Raw genomic sequence first — 17,535 nt, 5'->3', positions numbered from 1 at the left:
CGTCGTCATGAGGGATGAACAAGACGATCAGGCGCGCCGCCGTCTTCAGTCTGCTGCTGGTGCTCGCCCTGCTGGTGCGGGCGACCTGGGTGCAGGCGTACGAAGCCAAGGCCCTCGCCAACAACGAGCACAACCAGCGGAATGTCATCGCGCGGTACGCGCAGCCGCTCGGCGGCATCGTCGTGGCCGGCTCCGAGGTCACCGGATCGAAGCGGACGAAGGGCAGCGATCTCGCGTACAAGCGCACCTACACCGACGGTGCGCTGTACGCGGCCGTCACCGGCTACAGCTCGCAGGCGTTCGGCGCTACCCAGCTCGAAGGCATCCACTCCGGGGTGCTGGACGGGACCGACAACCGGCTGAAGAACCCTGTGGACGTGCTCACCGGCAAGCAGCAGCAGCCCGGCGATGTGGTGACCACCATCGACCCCTCCGTCCAGGAGGCCGGTTTCACGGCACTCGGCGACACCAAGGGCGCGGCCGTCGCGATGGACCCGAAGACCGGCGAGATCCTCGGCATGGTCAGCACCCCCTCGTACGACCCCTCGGCCATCAGCTCCACGACGGACGGCGACGCATGGAGCGAGCTGCTGGCGGACAAGGACCAGCCGCTGCTCAACCGGGCGCTGCGCCAGCCGCTGGCGCCCGGCTCGACGTTCAAGCTGGTGGTCGCGGCGGCCGCGCTGGAGGACGGTCTGTACGACTCGGCCGACGAGAAGACCGAGAGCCCGGACCCGTACCGGCTGCCCGGCTCGACCCGGGCCCTGGAGAACGAGAACCCGTCCGCGCCCTGCGAGAACGCCAGCATCCGCACGGCCCTGCAGTTCTCCTGCAACAACGTCTTCGGCAAGATGGCCGTCGACCTGGGCCAGGAGAAGGTCCGCGCGATGGCCGAGAAGTTCGGGTTCAACGACGCGGAGCAGGATGTGCCGGTCCGGGCGACGGCCAGCCTCTACCCGTCGGGGATGGACGAGGCGGGGACGGCGCTGACGGGTATCGGCCAGTTCGACGTGACGGCGACCCCGCTGCAGATGTCCATGGTGTCGGCGGCGCTCGCCAACGACGGCGTGCTGGCCACGCCGCACATGGTCTCCAAGGTCGTGGACGCGGACGGCGACACCCTGGAGTCGTACGGAGACGGGGACGGTCGGCGGATCGTGTCGTCCTCGACCGCCGAGCAGCTGCGCAGCGCGATGGTGACGGTCGTCGAGGAGGGCACGGGCTCCAACGCGCAGATCTCCGGCGCCGAGGTCGGCGGCAAGACGGGCACGGCCCAGCGCGGCGAGAACAACAGCAAGTCGCCGTACGCCTGGTTCACGGCATACGGCAAGGACCCGGACACCGGCAAGGAGGTGGCGATCGCGGTGGTCGTCGAGGACTCGGGCGCGGCCCGCTCCGAGGTCAGCGGCAACGGGCTGGCGGCGCCGATCGCGCAGAAGATGATGAAAGCGGCGCTGGACTGATCCCGGGCAGGGCCTGTTCACCGGGGCGGGGCGCGCTGTATGCAGGGTCTCGCGAAGGTCGTCATCCCCTGCGTCCCGAGGAATTCCGTGCGTACCCTGCCCCGTTCCCCGTCCGGCTGGACCATGGCGGTCTTCGGTGTCCTGGCCGCCGCCCTCGGCTTGCTGGGGCTGATCGCCCCCGATGCCCTGATCGCCGCCATGGGCTTCGACTCCACAGCTGAATCCCGCCGCGCGGAGGGAGACCACACGCTGGTCTTCGTGACCGCGTCATCGATGGCCGCCGTCAATATGGGCGTCTACTACGTCCTGGCCTCCCTGGCCGACTGGAAGCCCTTCTTCCGCTGGACCGTCCCCTTCCGCCTGCTGACCTGCACGGTCTTCACGCTCACGGTGCTCAGCGGCCGCGCCCCGTCGGGCATGATCGGCGTGGCCGTGTGGGAGGGCCTGGGCGCGGTGGTCACCGGCGCGGCCCTGCGGTACGAGGCGAAGCGCGACGTCCGGGAGTAGGGCTTCGTGGGGGCTTCGTTGTCGGTGGCCGCTGCCAGAATGCACGCCATGACAGCCTCCGCCACCGACTGGTCGCAGCTCACGCACGCGTACGGCTCGGCCGGGAACATACCCGGCCTGTTCGCCTGCCTCGGCCGCGGCCGGGAGCAGGACAGCGAGGTGTGGAGCGACCTGTGGTCGGCGCTGTGCCACCAGGGCTCGGTGTACGAGGCGAGTTACGCGGCGCTGCCGCAGCTCACCGACATCGCGAGGGGCCGCGCTCCGGGCGAGCCGGTCGACGCGGTGCTGATGGCGGGCCTGATCGTCGCCGCCGCGGACGCGGACCGCCGCGAGCGGCACGGCGCCGAGATCGCCGAGCTGCTGCCGGTCGCCCGCGCCTGTCTGGCTCAGGTCCCAAAGGACGACGCCGCCGGCTTCGTGTATCTGCTGCAGTGCGTGCTCGCGTTCGAGGGAGTGCCCGTCTGGTCCGAGTGCCTGGAGGGCGTGTTCCAGGAGGAGTACGAGCTCGACTGCCCGGAGTGCGCGGCGGGGATGTTCGTCGCGTTCGGCTCGTACGGCTGCTTCGCCGCCGCGGGCGACCATGTGACCGAGGAGGATCCGGCCAAGGCGGCGCTGTACCCCGCGGACCCGGCCGGGCTGACCGGGGTCGCGCGGCGGCTGCACACCATGGCCCGTGAGTCCGGGCAGCAGAAGGTCGCCGAGGGGCTGACGTATCTCTTCGGGCGCGCGACCTGCCCCGAGTGCGAGTGCACGTTCTCGGTCGCCGAACGGGTCGCGCAGATGTACGGCTGAACGGCTCGAGGGACTGGCCGTGGTCCCGTGCGGCGCGGCCCGCGCCGCGCTGCGGGCCGTCTCCGGTGCGCGGAACGCTACTTGACGCCGAACAGCTGCTCGACGGGGTCGATGGCGAAGTAGACGAGGAACAGCGCCGCAGTGCCCCACAGCAGCCAGTGCACCTCACGCGCCTTGCCCAGCACGGTCTTGATGACGACGTAGGCGATGAAGCCCGCGCCGATGCCGTTGGTGATGGAGTACGTGAACGGCATCACGACGATCGTGAGGAAGGCGGGGATGGCGACCTCGTACCGCTCCCAGTCGATGTGCCGCACCTGTGCCATCAGCAGGAAGCCGACGGCGACCAGCGCCGGGGCGGCGGCCTGGGCGGGGACGACGGTGGCGAGCGGGGTGAGGAAGAGCGCGAGGGCGAACAGCGCGCCGGTGACCACGGAGGCGAGCCCGGTGCGGGCGCCTTCGCCCACGCCGGCCGCCGACTCGATGTACGAGGTGTTGGACGACGCTGAGGCCGCACCGCCCGCCACGGCGGCGGCGCCGTCGATCAGCAGGACGCGGCCGAGGTTGGGGACATCGCCTTTCTCGTCGAGGAGGCCGGCCTCGTTGGAGACGCCGACGACAGTGCCCATGGTGTCGAAGAAGTCGCTGAGGAGCAGCGTGAAGACGAGCAGCACGATGGTGATGACGCCGACCTGCTCGAACGCGCCGAAGAGGCTGAAGGCTCCGACGAGACCGAATTCGGGTGCGGCCACGACGCTCTCGGGTACGGCAGGGACGGTCAGTCCCCAGGCACGCGGGTCGATGGTGGCGATCTCGTTGACGACGATGGCCAGGACGGTCGTGACGACGATGGAGACGAGGATCGCGCCGCGCGTCCTGCGGGCCATCAGGGAGATGGTGAGCAGTACGCCGATGCAGAAGACCAGGACCGGCCAGCCGGACAGCTGCCCGTTCAGGCCGAGCTGAACGGGGACGGTGCCCTGCTCGCCGGGGATCCGGGTGGCGAAGCCCGCGTCGATGAAGCCGATGAACGCGATGAACACGCCGATGCCCACGCTGATGGCCTGCTTGAGCGATGGGGGGATCGCGTGCATGACGGCCTCACGCAGCCCGGTGACGACCAGGACGCAGATGAGCAGGCCCTCGATGACGATCAGGCCCATCGCGTCGGGCCAGCTCATCAGGGGCGCGATCTGGAAGGCGACGACGGCATTGAGACCGAGGCCGGCGGCGACGGCGAGGGGCAGATTGCCGCCGAGGCCCATGATCGCGGTCATCACGGCGGCCACCAGGGCGGTGACGGTGGCCACTTCGACGTCGGAGAGCCTGTTGCCGAACTTGTCGGTGGTGCTGCTGAGGATGATCGGGTTGAGGACCAGGATGTAGGCCATCGTGAAGAACGTGGCGAAGCCGCCTCGGATCTCACGGGCGTAGGTCGAACCCCGGGCGCTGACCTGGAAGAAATGGTCGATCTTGGCTGTCATTGCGCTCCTCGGTGGCTCGATCCGGGCAACGAGTAGCTGGATTGTGCCCCCGGGAAGGCCACTTCAGATCACGCGAGTGTTACGCATGGTGATCCTTCTCGTGGCAGGCAGGCACTCTCGGCTGCTGCGTTGTTGAGGGGAGAGTGGCAGCGGCCTGGCTGCGTGACCAGCACCCGGCCCATTTCTCCACCGGACGTCCAGACCCCCGCCTCCAACTCCTCCGACGAGACGCGACTCACCCATTCGGAGCAATCCAGCTGCACCCCAAGTCGCGATTCACCCGATTGGAGTGGTCAATGGTGGTGGGCTGACGCGAGACCTCCGTTCCACCACGCAAGGGGACCTCCGTCCCATCGGACAAGGAATGGCCGGGCTACAACCGCACTCACCGCGAGAGGTTGACGCCATGGGAACCATCGGCTCCACCGACGCCCTCACAGATGTTCACTCCGGCGACCCGTATCCCGTCTATGAGCGACTGCGTGCGACGGAACCGGTGTACCTGTGCGGGACCGGCTCCTACCTGCTGACCCGTTACACGGACTGTCAGCGCGTTCTGACCGAACGCGGGTGTTTCCTGGCGCCGGGCGCGCACAGGCCCTCCGGTGGGAAGGCGCACCGTGCGGCGCCCGTGCTGTCACGCGTCATGAGCTCACAGAACCCACCGCGGCACACCAGAATGCGCACCGCGGTGGCCAGGCGATTCGTCGAGCATGTGCGACGTCAGCAGCCATGGCTCGGCGGACTCTGCGACCGGCTGCTCGCCCCTGTGGTGGAGACCCTCCGCCACGGCGTCGCCGACATGACCGCACTTGCCGAGGCCGTTCCCCGCGACGCGATCATGCACTTGCTGGGATTGCCTCAGGCCGATCGGGACCTCGTGTCGACGCTCGTCGCCGACATCTTCCCCACCTCAGGGCCGTTGCCCGGACTGGACTGTGGTGGCGCCGCGGCGATGCGGCAGCTCACCGACTACCTCCAGGCGGAAGTGGTCCGGCGGCGCCGTGCGCCTGGCGATGATCTGACGTCCGAACTCGTCCGCGCGCACACCGACTGTCCTGAGGCCCTGCCTTATGACGAACTGGTCAGCATTCTCACGGGACTCATGGTCGCCGGGTACCCGCAGATCGCTGCGGGGATCGAGACCGGGATCGTCCTGATGATGCGCCACCCCGAGAGTGCGGTCTTCCTGGACGGCCCTGCCGGCGCTCGGATGTTCGTCGACGAGGTGCTCCGCCACGACGCGCCCGTACAGTTCACGCCCGCCCCCCGGATCCCCACGAGGGCGGTGGTCCTCAGCGGTGTGACGGTACCCGCGGGAGCGCAGGTCTGGCCGGTGCTGGGTGCCGCCAACCGGGATCCCGGCATGTTCCCCCGGCCGGATGAATTCCGGCCGGGGCGCGACGGGGCACGTCACTTGAGCTTCGGCGGAGGTGCGCACCACTGCCTCGGCGCCGAACTGGTGTACCTGGAGATGTCGATGGTGCTTCGGCGGCTACGGCGGCGCCTCCCGGATCTCGCGCCTGCGCAGCAACCTGTGCAGCGTCTCGGACGGTTGCGCGGGTTCACTTCTGTTCCCGTCGTACGCATGGAGCGCTGATGGTGACGACCGGTGGCGGTCCCCGTCCCGACGGACGCGCGGACAGCGTGGACGTCTTCCTCGAGAGTGCCGCCTGCTCCACGTTCCTCGACGCCGCACTTCGTGTCTATGGAGCGATCAGGCCGGGCTTTCCCTACCCCTGCTTCGGCGTGCTCGTCGGTTGCCTGCGGGGCGACAGCGCCCGCGTCGAGCGGGTCGAATTCGGCCGTAACGTCCGGGCCACCGACAGCGCGGCCCTGGGAGAATTCTCGGAATCCATAGTTCCTTGTTTCGGAACGGCCTACGAGAACCCCCATCGTGGCTACTGGTGCGATTCCGCCGATCTGCTCCATATCATGCGGGACGCCGAATTGGACGGACTCGACATTCTCGGGTCGATACACCTCCACCCCGACTGGCACAACATCGACTCTCCGGGCGGCAACGGGTCGCCGCTGAGCGAGCACCCGACGCGGATGGACAAGTACGTCTTCGTCAATACCGGGTGGCCGATCAATCTCATTTGCTACCTGGAGCGGCGGAACAGCAGCATCTATCACTCATGGGGCGCTTGGACTCCACGTACAGCCGACCCCTCGGACCCCCACTGCGACGCGTTGCCGGTACGCCTGGCGCTGCCCGGTCACACACGAGTTCACCGGCCACAAGCGACTCCGCGGTACAGGGAGGACCCGTGAATGCCGAACAGGCCGACAGAGCCGTCTCTTGCCGCATGACCCACGACCGGACGACCGCCGACGGCGTCACCGATCTCATGGAGCAGAAGGGCTACGTCAACGCCCCGTATCCGCTGCTCGCGCAGCTCCGGGCCGAAGGGCCTGTACGGCGCGTGGTGTTCGCCGGCGCTCCCGTGTGGCTGGTCACACGCCATGAGGACATCCGGACAGCGAGCAGGGATCCACGGTTGAGCAACGATCCGCGGCGCTGCAACAGGGCGGCGCAGTCCGTGCCGTGGGTGTTTGCCGGCGAAACCTATACCGTCACGCGCAACATGCTTCGCAGCGACCCCCCGGACCACACCAGACTGCGTGCGCTGGTGGCAGGTGAGTTCACACCGGGCCGTATCGAAGCCCTGCGTCCACGCATACAGGAGATCACCGACGAGCTCATTGCCCCGTTCCTTCCGCTGGGGCGCCTCGATGTCATCGCCGACTTCGCAAAGCGTCTGCCGCTCACGGTCATATCGGAGGCACTGGGCGTACCTGCCGAGGGACGGGACACCTTTGCGCGGCTGGCCGGCGTCTACGTGGAGATGAGCGAGGGCGACGACAGCCGCATGCCGCATGCCGCCTCCGAGATGCGGGACTACCTCACCGGACTTCTGAAGGCGAAGAGGAATGGCCCCGCCGGCTCCGAAGATCTGCTGGGGCGGCTCCTCGAGGCCGATCACGAGGAGGACGAGGTGATCAGTATGTCCTTCCTCCTCCTGGTGGCCGGTTTCGAGACGACCGCCAATCTCATCGGCAGCGGTGTGCTGGCGTTGCTGGAACACCCTGAGCAGCTGGAGTTGCTCCGTAGGGAGCCGCACCTCATGTGGCAGGCGGTCGAGGAGATCCTGCGCTACAACGGCCCCATCAAAATGGCGCCCGTCCTGAGGTTCACGACCTGCGACATCCAGATCGGAGAAGTGACCGTTCCCGGGGGCGGAGAAGCCGTGCTGCTCTCCTACGGCGCCGGTAACCGGGATCCGGACCGCTTCGCCGAGCCCGACCGGTTCGACATCCTCCGCGACAGCCGAGGACACCTCGCGTTCGGGCACGGAATCCACCACTGCCTGGGCGCGCCGCTCGGCCGAGCGGAAGGCACGATCGCGCTCCGCACCCTCCTGGAACGCTGCGACGAACTGGCGCTCGCGGTCGATCCCTCCGAATTGACCTGGGGACACAGCCGGTTCATGCGTGGGCTGACGAGCCTCCCGGTCACCTTCCGGCCCGGTCTGCGAGGTACTACGCCATGACAGATCCACGACCCCGCGCACTGGTGACAGGTGCCTCCCGGGGCATCGGGGCGGCCATCGCCCGCGCACTCGCACCCACACACGATGTGCTGCTCGGCGGCCGCGATGCCAGGTCTCTGGAGGCGCTCGCCCGCGACCTGCCGGGAAAGGCCCGTCCATGGGTGGCCGATCTGGCGAACCCCGGAGGAATCGCCCAGGCCACGGCGGACATCGATCGTCTCGACGTTCTTGTGCACAACGCCGCCGTCGCCGAACCCGGCACGATCGCCGATGCCTCACCGGAGGTGTGGCAACGCATCTTCGCGGTCAACCTCTTCTCGGCCGCCGAACTCACCCGGCTGCTTCTGCCGTCCCTCCGCCAGGGCCGGGGACATGTGGTGCTGATCAACGCGGGTTCCGGACTCCGGATCAAGTCGAACCGCGGCCCCTACGCCGCCAGCAAGTACGCGTTGCGAGCGTTCGCAGACGCCCTTCAGGCCGAGGAGAAACCCAACGGAGTCCGAGTGACCTCGATTCACCCGGGCCCGACCGACACAGAGCTGCAGCGCAAGGCAGCTGAACGGGCGGGCCAGGAGTACCGCCCCGATCAGTTCCTTCGGCCGGAATCGGTCGCCGCCGTCGTGGTGAACGCGGTACGGGCGCCGGCGGACGCGACGGTGACCGATGCCGTCATCGATTGACCACTGCCCTCCGCCGACCGGTGCGCCCCGCCGCACGCTCTCGCGGTACCGGGCGAGAGCTGTGGGCCGACGGAGCGTCCGGAACACCTCGCGTCAGGCGATCGACGCCAGCGCCGCGGCGACCGCCTCCAGGTCCCTGTCCGACGCCAACCCGGCATGGTAGAGGCGTAGTTCGGTGGCGCCCGAGTCGGCGGCGCGACACGCGTCCGCCGCGAGGGTGGAGGGGGAGCCGCCCATGCCGCTGACGATCGTCAGGTTCGCGGCCAGCACGGACGACCCGCCCGCCTGTGCCGCGAACGGCTCCAGCAGGTGCGGCCCGCCCGCGCACGGCACCACGACGCCGTCCGCCGCCGACAGGACGTGCGCCGGGTCGACGCCGGCGTTCGCCCCGCAGTGGTGGGCCACCGGATCGGCGTGCAGCAGGACCTGGAAGGCCTCGGGCGCCGCCGTACGCACCGCAGCGATCGCCGACTCCTGGAGCGTCCGGGCGGTGTGTGTACGGAAGTCCAGTGTGGCCGTGGCCAGTTCGGGGCCGATCAGCCGGTCGATCGAGGTGTCCGGCGGGACGGCCCCCTGCCACACCGGGTCCAGCGCACGCCGCACGGACGCCGCCAACTCGCCCGGGTCCGCGCCTGCCTTGCCGTACCCGTCCCGGCAGGCCGGGCAGAAGCACAGGGACATCAGATACTGCGCCGCGTCGCCGAGATCCACGCCCGCGGTCTTGTCGTGGGCGTGCAGATGGGCGAGCCCGTACCAGCCGCAGGACTCCAGTTCGGTACCGAGCGCTCCGGGCCGGGCGGCCGCTTCGGCGGCGAGGCCGGTGAGAAATGCGCGCACGGCGGGCTGCGCGATGCAGGGGGCCCAGGGGTAGCGGTCTCCGTAGGCATTGACCACCGAGGTGCCGGGATGTTCGGCGCCGAGGCGGGAGTTGTGGGCGAGGACCACCCAGGTGTGGACCTCGAGTCCGGCGTCCGCGAGGGCGGCCGCGGCCGCGCCGTACGCGTCGCCCGGGGCCCAGTCCCCCGCGCCGTACGGGCGCAGCTCCCTGCCCGCCCAGTGCGCGGGGTCCGCTGGGTAGAGCAGGCCGGCGTGCGAGGCGGTGACGATCCGGTGCCGGGGGTGGCGCGGGGTCAGGGCCCGCGTGGAGTGGTAGGCGGAGGCGAGCGTGACCTGCTGGACACCGAGGCCTGCGATACGCGACGCGGCGTCCGGATCGCCGACCACGTCCCACGGATACAGGAACGCGGACGCCTTCATGCGCCGTCCTCCAGCAGCGCCCGCCCGCGCTCGATGAGCCTCGCGAGCTCCTCGACATGCGCGGCCTCCGGCTCGGTCAGCGGCGGCCGCACCTCGCCGACGTCGAGGCCTTCGAGCCGTACGCCCGCCTTGACGAGCGAGACGGCATACCCGCGGCCCGCGTTGCGCAGTTCGACGAGCGGCACGAAGAAGCCGTCCAGAAGACGGTTCACCGTCTTGTCGTCGCCGGAGGCCAGCGCCCGGTGGAAGGCGAGCGCGATGTCGGGGGCGAAGGCGAAGACGGCGGACGAGTACAGGGTGATCCCGATGCCCCGGTAGGCGAGACCGGTGAGCTCGGCGGTGGGCAGCCCGTTGAAGTAGAGGAAGTCCTGCTCGGGGGCGTCGCGGCGGACGACGCTGACGATGCGCTGCATCAGGTCGAGATCGCCGTGACCGTCCTTGAGACCGATGATCCCTTCGGCCCGGGCGAGCGCGACGACGGTCTCGGGGGTGAGGACGGCGTTGTCGCGCTGGTAGACGATGACGTCGAGCGAGGTGGCCGCCGCGAGCGCTGTGTAGTGGGCGACGAGCCCTGCCTGGCCGGCCACGACCAGATAGGGCGGCATGGCGAGCAGCCCGTCCGCGCCCGCATCCTCGGCGATCCGGGCGTACTGGGAGGCGAGCGCGGTGCCGTAGCCCGCGCCGGCGACGACGGGCACCCGGCCTGCGCTCTCCTCGACGGCGGCACCGACGCAGGCGCGGAACTCCTCGGGGGTCAGGGCGTGGAACTCCCCCGTGCCGCAGCAGGCGAACACCGCGGCCGCACCGGAGTCGATGCCGTGTCTGACATGGGTGCGGAAGGCGTCCAGGTCGAGACCGCCGTCCGGTCCGTACGCGGTGACGGGGAAGAACAGCGGTCCTGGGACCCGGGTGAGCCGGGCGGCGAGCGGGTCTGAGGTCACGGGCGCTCCCTGGGCCGTGCGACGGACCCATCAGCCCGTGCACAATTCTGATCGACGTCCATATCTCTGAACGCCGTCACGCTATGGCAGCCCTACTGTGCAGGTCAAGGCGACCACCCCGGAGTCACGGCGCGTATTGGCGGTCGCCGCACCGCACTTGACGCCCTCCGGGCCACTCCCTAGCGTGTCCACACATGTGAATTACGTCCAGAACAAGAGAACACCGCAAGGAGATCCGCCCATGCCCGCTGCCCGCACCGTCCTGCTCACCGGCGCAGCCGGCGGCCTCGGCACGCTGATGCGCGGACTGCTGCCTGCGTACGGCCACGAGCTCCGCCTCCTCGACGCCAACCCGATCGAGGGAGCGCCGGACGCGATCACCGCAGACCTCGCGGACAAGGAGGCGCTGCGCGAGGCGGTACGGGGCGTGGACGCGATCCTGCATCTTGCGGGCATCTCCCTGGAGGCCTCGTTCGACAGGATCCTTCGCGCGAACATCGAAGGCACCTACAACCTGTACGAGGCGGCCCGCGAGGAGGGCGTCCGCCGCGTCGTCTTCGCCTCCAGCAATCACGCGGTCGGCTTCGTCCCCCGCCCCGCCGGCGAATCCCCCCTCGCCCCTCAGGCGCTCATCCCCGTCGAGACCCGCCACCGCCCGGACACCCTCTACGGCCTGTCCAAGTGCTTCGGCGAGGACCTGGCCCAGCTGTACTGGGACCGGCACGGTCTGGAGACCGTCTCCGTGCGCATCGGCTCCTGCTTCATGGAGCCGACCTCGGTGCGGATGCTGTCGGTGTGGATGAGCCCCGGCGACGGCGCACGGCTGTTCCACGCGGCCCTCAGCGCCCCGGAGGTCGGTCACAGCATCGTCTACGGGTCGTCGGCCAACACCAGGCTGTGGTGGGACCTGTCGACCGCCCGGGCCCTGGGCTACGAGCCGCAGGACGACTCGGAGCAGTACGCCGGGAAACTGATCGCGGAGCAGGGCGAACTCGACCCGGAGAATCCGGAGCACGCCTTTCTCGGAGGCCACTTCGCCACCGACCCGCCGCAGTGGCCGCACTGATCGCGACCCGCCCTGTCACCGCGCAAATTCAGGTGACCTGCCGGCCACGCACCCGCCAGGATGGGGCGATGGCCAGACCCTTCGGTTTCAGTTACGCCCAGCACGGCGACGGCACGGTCGTCATCACCCACCGCGGCCGGGCCGCGGGCACGCTGCGCGGTTCCCGCGCGGAGAAGTTCCTGGCCGAGGTGGCATCGGGTGACGCGCAGCTGGTGATGGCCCGGTGGACCGGGGCCTACAAGTTCGGCAACGAACGCACGGCCAGGAACCATCCCCGCAACAGATGACCAAGGTAAGGGAACGGTAAAGCGCCCTGGCTCGTTACCTCTGGCATGACAGCTATGACCCCCGGCTCGAACATCCCCCTGACCGCCGCGCGGGTGGCGGTGGACGTCGCCGCCCCGGTGCGGCTCGACGTATCGGGCCTGCTGCTCACCGCCGACGGCAAGGTGCGCTCCGACGACGATTTCATCTTCTACAACCAGCCGGCGGGCCCCGGCGTCACGTATCGCTCCGGAGGCGGCAGTGCGCCCGACGCGATCGTGGTGGACACCGCGGCCGTTCCGCCCGGCATCGAGAAGATCGTCGTCACCGCGAGCCCGGACGCCGCCGGACAGACGTTTCAGGGCATCGAACCGACCGCCACCATCCGCAACGCCGACGACGGCAGCGCACTCGCCACGTTCACTCCCCCGCAGCTCGGTGCGGAGACCGCTCTCGTGGTCGTGGAGATCTATCTCCGGGGCGGCGTCTGGAAGGCCCGTGCGGTGGGCCAGGGGTACGCCGACGGGCTGGCGGGCATCGCCACGGACTTCGGCGTCTCGGTCGAGGAGGAGCCCGCGGCGGCACCTGCGGCAACGCCTCCGGCTGCGGTGAGCCCCGACCCGCGGATCGCCGCGGCGGCGCCGCCTCCCCCGGCAGCGCCCCCGGCCGCCCCTGCGCCCGGCACCGGAAAGATCAATCTGGACAAGGGACGGGTGAGCCTGCAGAAGAACCAGACGGTGTCCCTGGTCAAGGGCGGCCGTCCGCTGCTCTCCCAGGTCAAGATGGGGCTGGGCTGGGAGCCCGCCTTCCGCGGTGCGGACATCGACCTCGACGCCTCGGTGATCGCCTACGGCCCGAGCCGCAACCACCTGGACAGCTGCTACTTCGGCAAGCTGTCGATCCTGAACGGCTCGATCAAGCACTCCGGTGACAATCTGACCGGCGAGGGCGCGGGCGACGACGAGGTCATCGTCGTGGACCTCGGCCGGCTCCCGGCCGACGCGACGGGCCTGGTCTTCACGGTCAACTCGTTCTCCGGCCAGAAGTTCACCGAGGTCGCCAAGGCCTACTGCCGGCTGCTGGACGCGACGACCGGCGAGGAACTGGTCCGCTTCGACCTGACCGGCGCGGAGCCGCAGACCGGCGTGATGATGGCGAAGCTGATCAAGCAGTTCTCGGGCGAGTGGGAGATGACCGCGCTGGGCGACTTCGTGAAGTCGCGCACGGTCCGCGGCATGGTCAAGCCCGCCGCACAGGCACTGTGAAGCGTCCGCCGGGGCCCGTCACAAAGGGACGACGGGCCCGGCGGAGGCTCTCCTCAGAGCTTTGCCAGCTTGGCGAAGGGGCTGAGGATACGGCCCTGCCTGCCGGAGAAGTCGACAAGCACGGCGGCGTTGTCTCCTTCCACAGCGAGGACTCTGCCGAGACCGAACTGATCATGCGAAACCCGATCGCCCGCTTCGTAGCGCTCGATCGGCGGCTCTGGCGCGGCCGGACGGTTGAAGGGACTGGAGGGCAGATGGCGCCGGGATCCGGCTGACTTAGTCATTACCTGGAGTATGCGCCTTCAAGGCGTCCGAAAGCCACGTCCAGCCGTCTCTCATCTCCAGGGCCAGTCCGCTGCCCGGCCCTGTTCGATCAACGGCACCATCCGAAAAGCGTCGTCGGACAGGCCCCCGAAGGTGTGCCGGTTCCCCGTGCCCGACGGCGCATGACCGGCCCGGTATCCCGCCAGATTCCAGGTGTAGACCGGGATGTGCGCCGGTACCGGCTCCGTGGGACTGCCATGGCGGCTGTGCGCCGCCTGCTCGTCGGTCACGATCAGCACCCGGTCGTGGCCGCGGTAGTGCGCACGTACGGCCGCGGTGGTGTTGGTGCCGCCAAGATTGCCGAAGCGCTCCAGCACCCTGAGCACCGACTCGCCCCGGGTGTACGGCACAGCCACATGGCCCGTGCCGAACTGCACCAGGTCGGCGCCGGCGGCCCGCATCGCCACTGCCGTGCCGAAGATCGCCGCCGCGTCGGCGCGGTTGAGCTCCGACCGGTCCGAGAGCGGCGACCACATCGAACCCGAGCGGTCCACCAGGACCAGGGTCCGGCCCGGCAGGGCGGGCACATTGGCCAGCGAGTGGCCGAGTGCCTGCTCCAGCGGGTAGGCCCAGCGCAGCGACGGAGCGTGCTGGTACGCGGCGAGATAGCGGAAGGGGAACTGGCGCGAGGCCGCGACCACCGCGGGGTCCGAGATCTTCGCCGCAACCTGAGCGGCAACCTCGTCCGAGACCCCTGCCTGGTCGAAGTTGCGCAGATTACGGACAAGCGCCATAGCGCCCATGGACGGGATGACGGCCTCCCAGGCCGCCGCGTCCATCGGACCCTGCAGCCAGCCCGCCAGCGCCTCCCAGGTCATGCCCGCCTCGGCCAGGCGCTCCGCGCCGCCCGGCGAGGTGATCACGGCACGCCGCTCCTGGACCGGCACCGCCATCAGCTCGCGGTGCGCGGTGAGCACCGGGATCGCGGCGGGCGGCTCGGCCGACTCCGGGTGGTGCCTGCGGTCGAGCGCGTACTGGAACAGGGCGCCCTGCCAGGACCTCTGCGGGTCGGGCGAGGCGTGCACGAGGTTGAGGACGTCGCCGAAGCGGTAGCCCTTGCTCGCGGTGTCGTACTTCAGCAGCGACTTCCCGCTGTACAGCCGGCGTACCGCGTCCGCGATGCCCCGCTTGACGGGCTTGGGCACGTTGCGGCCGTACCGCGAGGTCCAGTAGCCGAGCAGCTCACCGGGCTCATCGGCGCGCAGCAGTACGGAGGCGATGACCTGCCGGTTGCGGCTGCCGTCGGTCGCCCCCGCCTGGAGGCGGGCCTTGACGAACTCCGCGGCGCCGACGAGCGAGGCGGTCCGCATGTGGGCCTCGCCGCGCAGCCAGCCGAGCAGACCCGCGGTCCACTGCGGGTCCGCGACGGCGAGCTCACGGACGAGCGCGGTGAAACGGCTGTCGCGGTCGCTGCCCGACTCGTAGAAGGTCCGCTGGGACACGAAGTTGGCGACCGCGAGAAGAAAAAGCTCCGAACGCGCATCCCGCTCGACACCGGCACCGCCCTCGCGGGTGAACAGAACGCGGCCGGTCGAGCCGATGTACGAGTACTCGGCGGCCTCGTCGCGGGCCGCACGGCTGTTGAAGCGCGTCATCTGAATTCCCCGAATTCGCGGGGGAAGCACAGCAGGGGGACGCCCGAGATCGAGACGGCGACGGCATAAGTCAGATGCTCTACCCGATTGAGCTACCGGCCGCCGCCGGGCGGGACTTGAACCCGCAACCGTCCGATCCGAAGTAGCCGTCGCCTGCGCACCGGGCGTCCCACGTGCCGAGCCTCCCGAGATCGAAGATGGCAGCGGCGTGTTTTCGTTGGAGGAAGTAGCCGCGGCCGGCGCACCGGGAGGTGCAGTTCGTGGTTCAGACTCTAGGAACGAACTGCCGGGCGCGCCAATGTATTTACGCGCGCCCGGCTTTCGGTGTCAGTGACGGTGCCGGCGCTTCCAGGGGCCGGTGATCGCGAGCTGGATTCCAGGGGTCTGGATGCTGGCGTACAGCGTCCGCCCGTCCGGCGAGAAGGTGACGCCCGCGAACTCGCTGTAGTCCGGGTCCTCCGCGGTGCCGAGGTTCAGCTCGTTGCGGGCGATCGGGTAGGTGCGGCCGCGGTCGGTGGCCCCGATCAGATGCTGGACGCCTTCGCCGTCCTCGGCGAGGATCACGCCACCGTAGGGCGAGACCGTGATGTTGTCCGGGCCGTTGTAGGCACCGTCCTGCGACGGGTCCGGGTTCATTCCGAACAGCACCTTCAGCGTCAGGGTCCGGCGCCGCGGGTCGTAGAACCAGACCTGTCCGTCGTGCTGCTGCGGGCTCTCCTCGCGGGCGTAGGAGGAGACGACGTAGGCACCGCCGTCACCCCACCACATGCCCTCGAGCTTGCGGCCGCGGGTCACCTCGCTGTCGGTGAACTGCTTGCGCACCGAGACGGTCCTGGCGTCGCGGTCGGGCACCTCCGTCCAGTCCACCCCGTACACCGTGCCGATCTTCGTGGCACGGGAGAGGTCGTCGACGAACCGGCCGCCGGAGTCGTAGCAGGTGGCCGCCTGCAGCACACCGGCGTCGTCGGCGAGCTTGCGCAGCTGTCCGCGGCCGTGCTTGAAGCCGTGCGGCGGGACCCAGCGGTACAGCAGGCCGTTGGGTGTGTCCGCGTCCTCGGTCAGATACAGGTGGCCACGCTTGGGGTCGACGACGACGGCCTCGTGGGCGTACCGGCCGAGCGCCTTGACGGGCTGCGGGTTCCGGTTGGCGCGGCGGTCGCAGGGGTCGACCTCGAAGACATAGCCGTGGTCCTTGGTCGCGCCGTTCTTGCCGGCCCGGTCCTCGGTCTCCTCGCAGGTCAGCCAGGTGCCCCAGGGAGTGGAGCCGCCCGCGCAGTTCTGCACGGTACCGGCGATGCCCACCCACTGGGCGACCTCGCCGCTGCGGCGGCTCTCGACGACGGTGCAGCCGCCGGGCGCCGCGGGGTCGTAGACGAGACCCTCCGTGAGCGGCACCGGGTGGGCGACGGTGGAACGCGCTCCCTTGAGTTCGTGGTTGACGACGAGCAGCGTGACACCGCGCGGCCCCTCGAACGTGGCGGTGCCGTCGTGCTTGCCGGGGGTGAACTCGCCCGACTCCAGGGTGGTGACCCCGGCACGGGTGAGGACGCGGTACGAGAAGCCGGCGGGCAGGGCGAGGATGCCGTCGGGGTCGGGGACGAGCGGCCCGTAGCCGGGCTCACAGCCGTGGCCGCGTCCCTCGGTCTGCTCGGCCTCCTCGGCCGCGAGTGCGCCGGGCGCGGTGGCCAGCGTGCCGACGGCACCGGTGAGGGCGACACCCGCACCGGTCAGAGCGGTCTGTCTGGTGAAATCCCTGCGAGTGAGCGACATCGGGGTCTCCTGAAGGCGCGTCCGGGCCGGCTGATGATTGCGCCACCCTCGCGCGCCCGCCTGAACGGCACTTGAACCGCGGGCTACGCCTGTACGACCCTCGGACGGGCAGCGGACCGGCCCGACGCCCGCACGGCCCGCGTGCGGGCCCTCCGGGGTGGGGGTTCCCTCGCGGACCCGCCTCGGACAGGAAGCGGACCCGGCCACGCGGCCCGCACGCCGCCCCGTGCAAGGCCCTGGCGCCAGGTACCTCGCAGGCCGCCCTTCGGGCGGGCAGCCCGGCCCGACGCCCGCCACCGGCACACGGCCCCATGGGGAAGCCCCGCGGTACGGCTTCCTCGTCAGGCGCCCCTCGGACAGGCCGCGGACCGGCCCCACGCCCGCCGCGACCGCACGGCCCGCGTACCGGGCCCTCAGGGTAGGGGCGCCCGCCACCGGCACACGGCCCCATGGAGGAGCCCCGCGGTACGGCTTCCTCGTCAGGCGCCCCTCGGACAGGCCGCGGACCGGCCCCACGCCCGCCGCGACCGCACGGCCCGCGTGCGGGGCCCTCAGGGTGGGGGCGCCCGC

The 17,535-nt window shown here is 70.1% G+C and carries 16 protein-coding genes; 10 read left to right on the top strand and 6 right to left on the bottom strand.

From position 1 onward, the window contains the following. The first annotated feature begins 14 nt into the window (after positions 1-14). From ABZ208_RS28795 to ABZ208_RS28785, 3 genes are all read left to right on the top strand, one after another. Positions 15-1,463 carry a penicillin-binding transpeptidase domain-containing protein gene (locus ABZ208_RS28795; RefSeq protein WP_356912363.1) on the top strand — a complete coding sequence of 483 codons (1,449 nt, stop codon included), beginning with the start codon at positions 15-17 and terminating at the stop codon, positions 1,461-1,463. A gap of 123 nt (positions 1,464-1,586) precedes the next feature. Further along, a complete protein-coding gene (locus tag ABZ208_RS28790) occupies positions 1,587-1,970 on the top strand; it encodes a hypothetical protein (protein ID WP_356912415.1) in 384 nt (127 codons plus the stop codon). A gap of 48 nt (positions 1,971-2,018) precedes the next feature. Then, positions 2,019-2,762 carry a hypothetical protein gene (locus tag ABZ208_RS28785; protein WP_356912362.1) on the top strand — a complete coding sequence of 248 codons (744 nt, stop codon included), beginning with the start codon at positions 2,019-2,021 and terminating at the stop codon, positions 2,760-2,762. Between the two features lie 77 nt (positions 2,763-2,839). Here the strand turns inward: ABZ208_RS28785 and ABZ208_RS28780 are convergent, their stop codons facing one another. Then, positions 2,840-4,246: an NCS2 family permease gene (locus tag ABZ208_RS28780; RefSeq protein WP_328402077.1), complete on the bottom strand. Its 1,407-nt coding sequence runs from the start codon at positions 4,244-4,246 to the stop codon at positions 2,840-2,842. A 406-nt stretch (positions 4,247-4,652) separates the two neighbouring features. Here ABZ208_RS28780 and ABZ208_RS28775 point away from each other — a divergent pair, with 406 nt between their 5' ends. Genes ABZ208_RS28775 through ABZ208_RS28760 form a run of 4 tightly spaced genes read left to right on the top strand, consistent with a single transcriptional unit; the run spans position 4,653 to position 8,483 of the window. Continuing rightward, complete coding sequence (locus ABZ208_RS28775; RefSeq protein WP_356912361.1) at positions 4,653-5,846, top strand: cytochrome P450; 1,194 nt, start codon at positions 4,653-4,655, stop codon at positions 5,844-5,846. After that, a complete protein-coding gene (locus tag ABZ208_RS28770) occupies positions 5,846-6,523 on the top strand; it encodes a hypothetical protein (RefSeq protein ID WP_356912360.1) in 678 nt (225 codons plus the stop codon). Before ABZ208_RS28775 ends, ABZ208_RS28770 begins: the two co-directional genes overlap by 1 nt. Beyond that, positions 6,520-7,803: a cytochrome P450 gene (locus ABZ208_RS28765; protein ID WP_356912359.1), complete on the top strand. Its 1,284-nt coding sequence runs from the start codon at positions 6,520-6,522 to the stop codon at positions 7,801-7,803. Before ABZ208_RS28770 ends, ABZ208_RS28765 begins: the two co-directional genes overlap by 4 nt. Continuing rightward, entirely contained in the window at positions 7,800-8,483 is a 684-nt protein-coding gene (locus ABZ208_RS28760) for an SDR family oxidoreductase (RefSeq protein ID WP_356912358.1), read from the top strand. The genes ABZ208_RS28765 and ABZ208_RS28760 overlap by 4 nt, the downstream gene beginning before the upstream one ends. A gap of 93 nt (positions 8,484-8,576) precedes the next feature. Here ABZ208_RS28760 and ABZ208_RS28755 read toward each other — a convergent pair whose 3' ends face one another. Continuing rightward, the gene (locus ABZ208_RS28755) at positions 8,577-9,740 is read right to left on the bottom strand and encodes a hypothetical protein (RefSeq protein ID WP_356912357.1); all 1,164 of its coding nucleotides are present in this window, start codon (positions 9,738-9,740) and stop codon (positions 8,577-8,579) included. Then, on the bottom strand, positions 9,737-10,681 hold the full coding sequence (locus ABZ208_RS28750; protein WP_356912356.1) for a 5-dehydro-4-deoxyglucarate dehydratase: 945 nt from the start codon (positions 10,679-10,681) through the stop codon (positions 9,737-9,739). Before ABZ208_RS28750 ends, ABZ208_RS28755 begins: the two co-directional genes overlap by 4 nt. 241 nt (positions 10,682-10,922) lie before the next feature. Here ABZ208_RS28750 and ABZ208_RS28745 point away from each other — a divergent pair, with 241 nt between their 5' ends. From ABZ208_RS28745 to ABZ208_RS28735, 3 genes are all read left to right on the top strand, one after another. Further along, a complete protein-coding gene (locus tag ABZ208_RS28745; RefSeq protein ID WP_356912355.1) occupies positions 10,923-11,747 on the top strand; it encodes an NAD(P)-dependent oxidoreductase in 825 nt (274 codons plus the stop codon). Between the two features lie 68 nt (positions 11,748-11,815). Further along, complete coding sequence (locus ABZ208_RS28740; RefSeq protein WP_356912354.1) at positions 11,816-12,034, top strand: hypothetical protein; 219 nt, start codon at positions 11,816-11,818, stop codon at positions 12,032-12,034. Positions 12,035-12,079: 45 nt separating this feature from the next. Beyond that, a complete protein-coding gene (locus ABZ208_RS28735; protein WP_356912353.1) occupies positions 12,080-13,276 on the top strand; it encodes a TerD family protein in 1,197 nt (398 codons plus the stop codon). A gap of 53 nt (positions 13,277-13,329) precedes the next feature. Here the strand turns inward: ABZ208_RS28735 and ABZ208_RS28730 are convergent, their stop codons facing one another. From ABZ208_RS28730 to ABZ208_RS28720, 3 genes are all read right to left on the bottom strand, one after another. Beyond that, positions 13,330-13,560, bottom strand: coding sequence for a hypothetical protein (locus ABZ208_RS28730; RefSeq protein ID WP_328402060.1), 231 nt, complete (start codon positions 13,558-13,560; stop codon positions 13,330-13,332). Positions 13,561-13,611: 51 nt separating this feature from the next. Then, entirely contained in the window at positions 13,612-15,195 is a 1,584-nt protein-coding gene (locus ABZ208_RS28725; RefSeq protein WP_356912352.1) for a TROVE domain-containing protein, read from the bottom strand. A 327-nt stretch (positions 15,196-15,522) separates the two neighbouring features. After that, a complete protein-coding gene (locus tag ABZ208_RS28720) occupies positions 15,523-16,965 on the bottom strand; it encodes an alkaline phosphatase PhoX (protein WP_356912351.1) in 1,443 nt (480 codons plus the stop codon). Positions 16,966-17,535 lie beyond the last annotated feature (570 nt).

Source organism: Streptomyces sp. NPDC006208 (assembly GCF_040613775.1).
In the GTDB taxonomy this organism is placed as follows: Bacteria; Actinomycetota; Actinomycetes; order Streptomycetales; family Streptomycetaceae; genus Streptomyces.
This window is presented reverse-complemented; position numbering and strand designations above follow the sequence as displayed.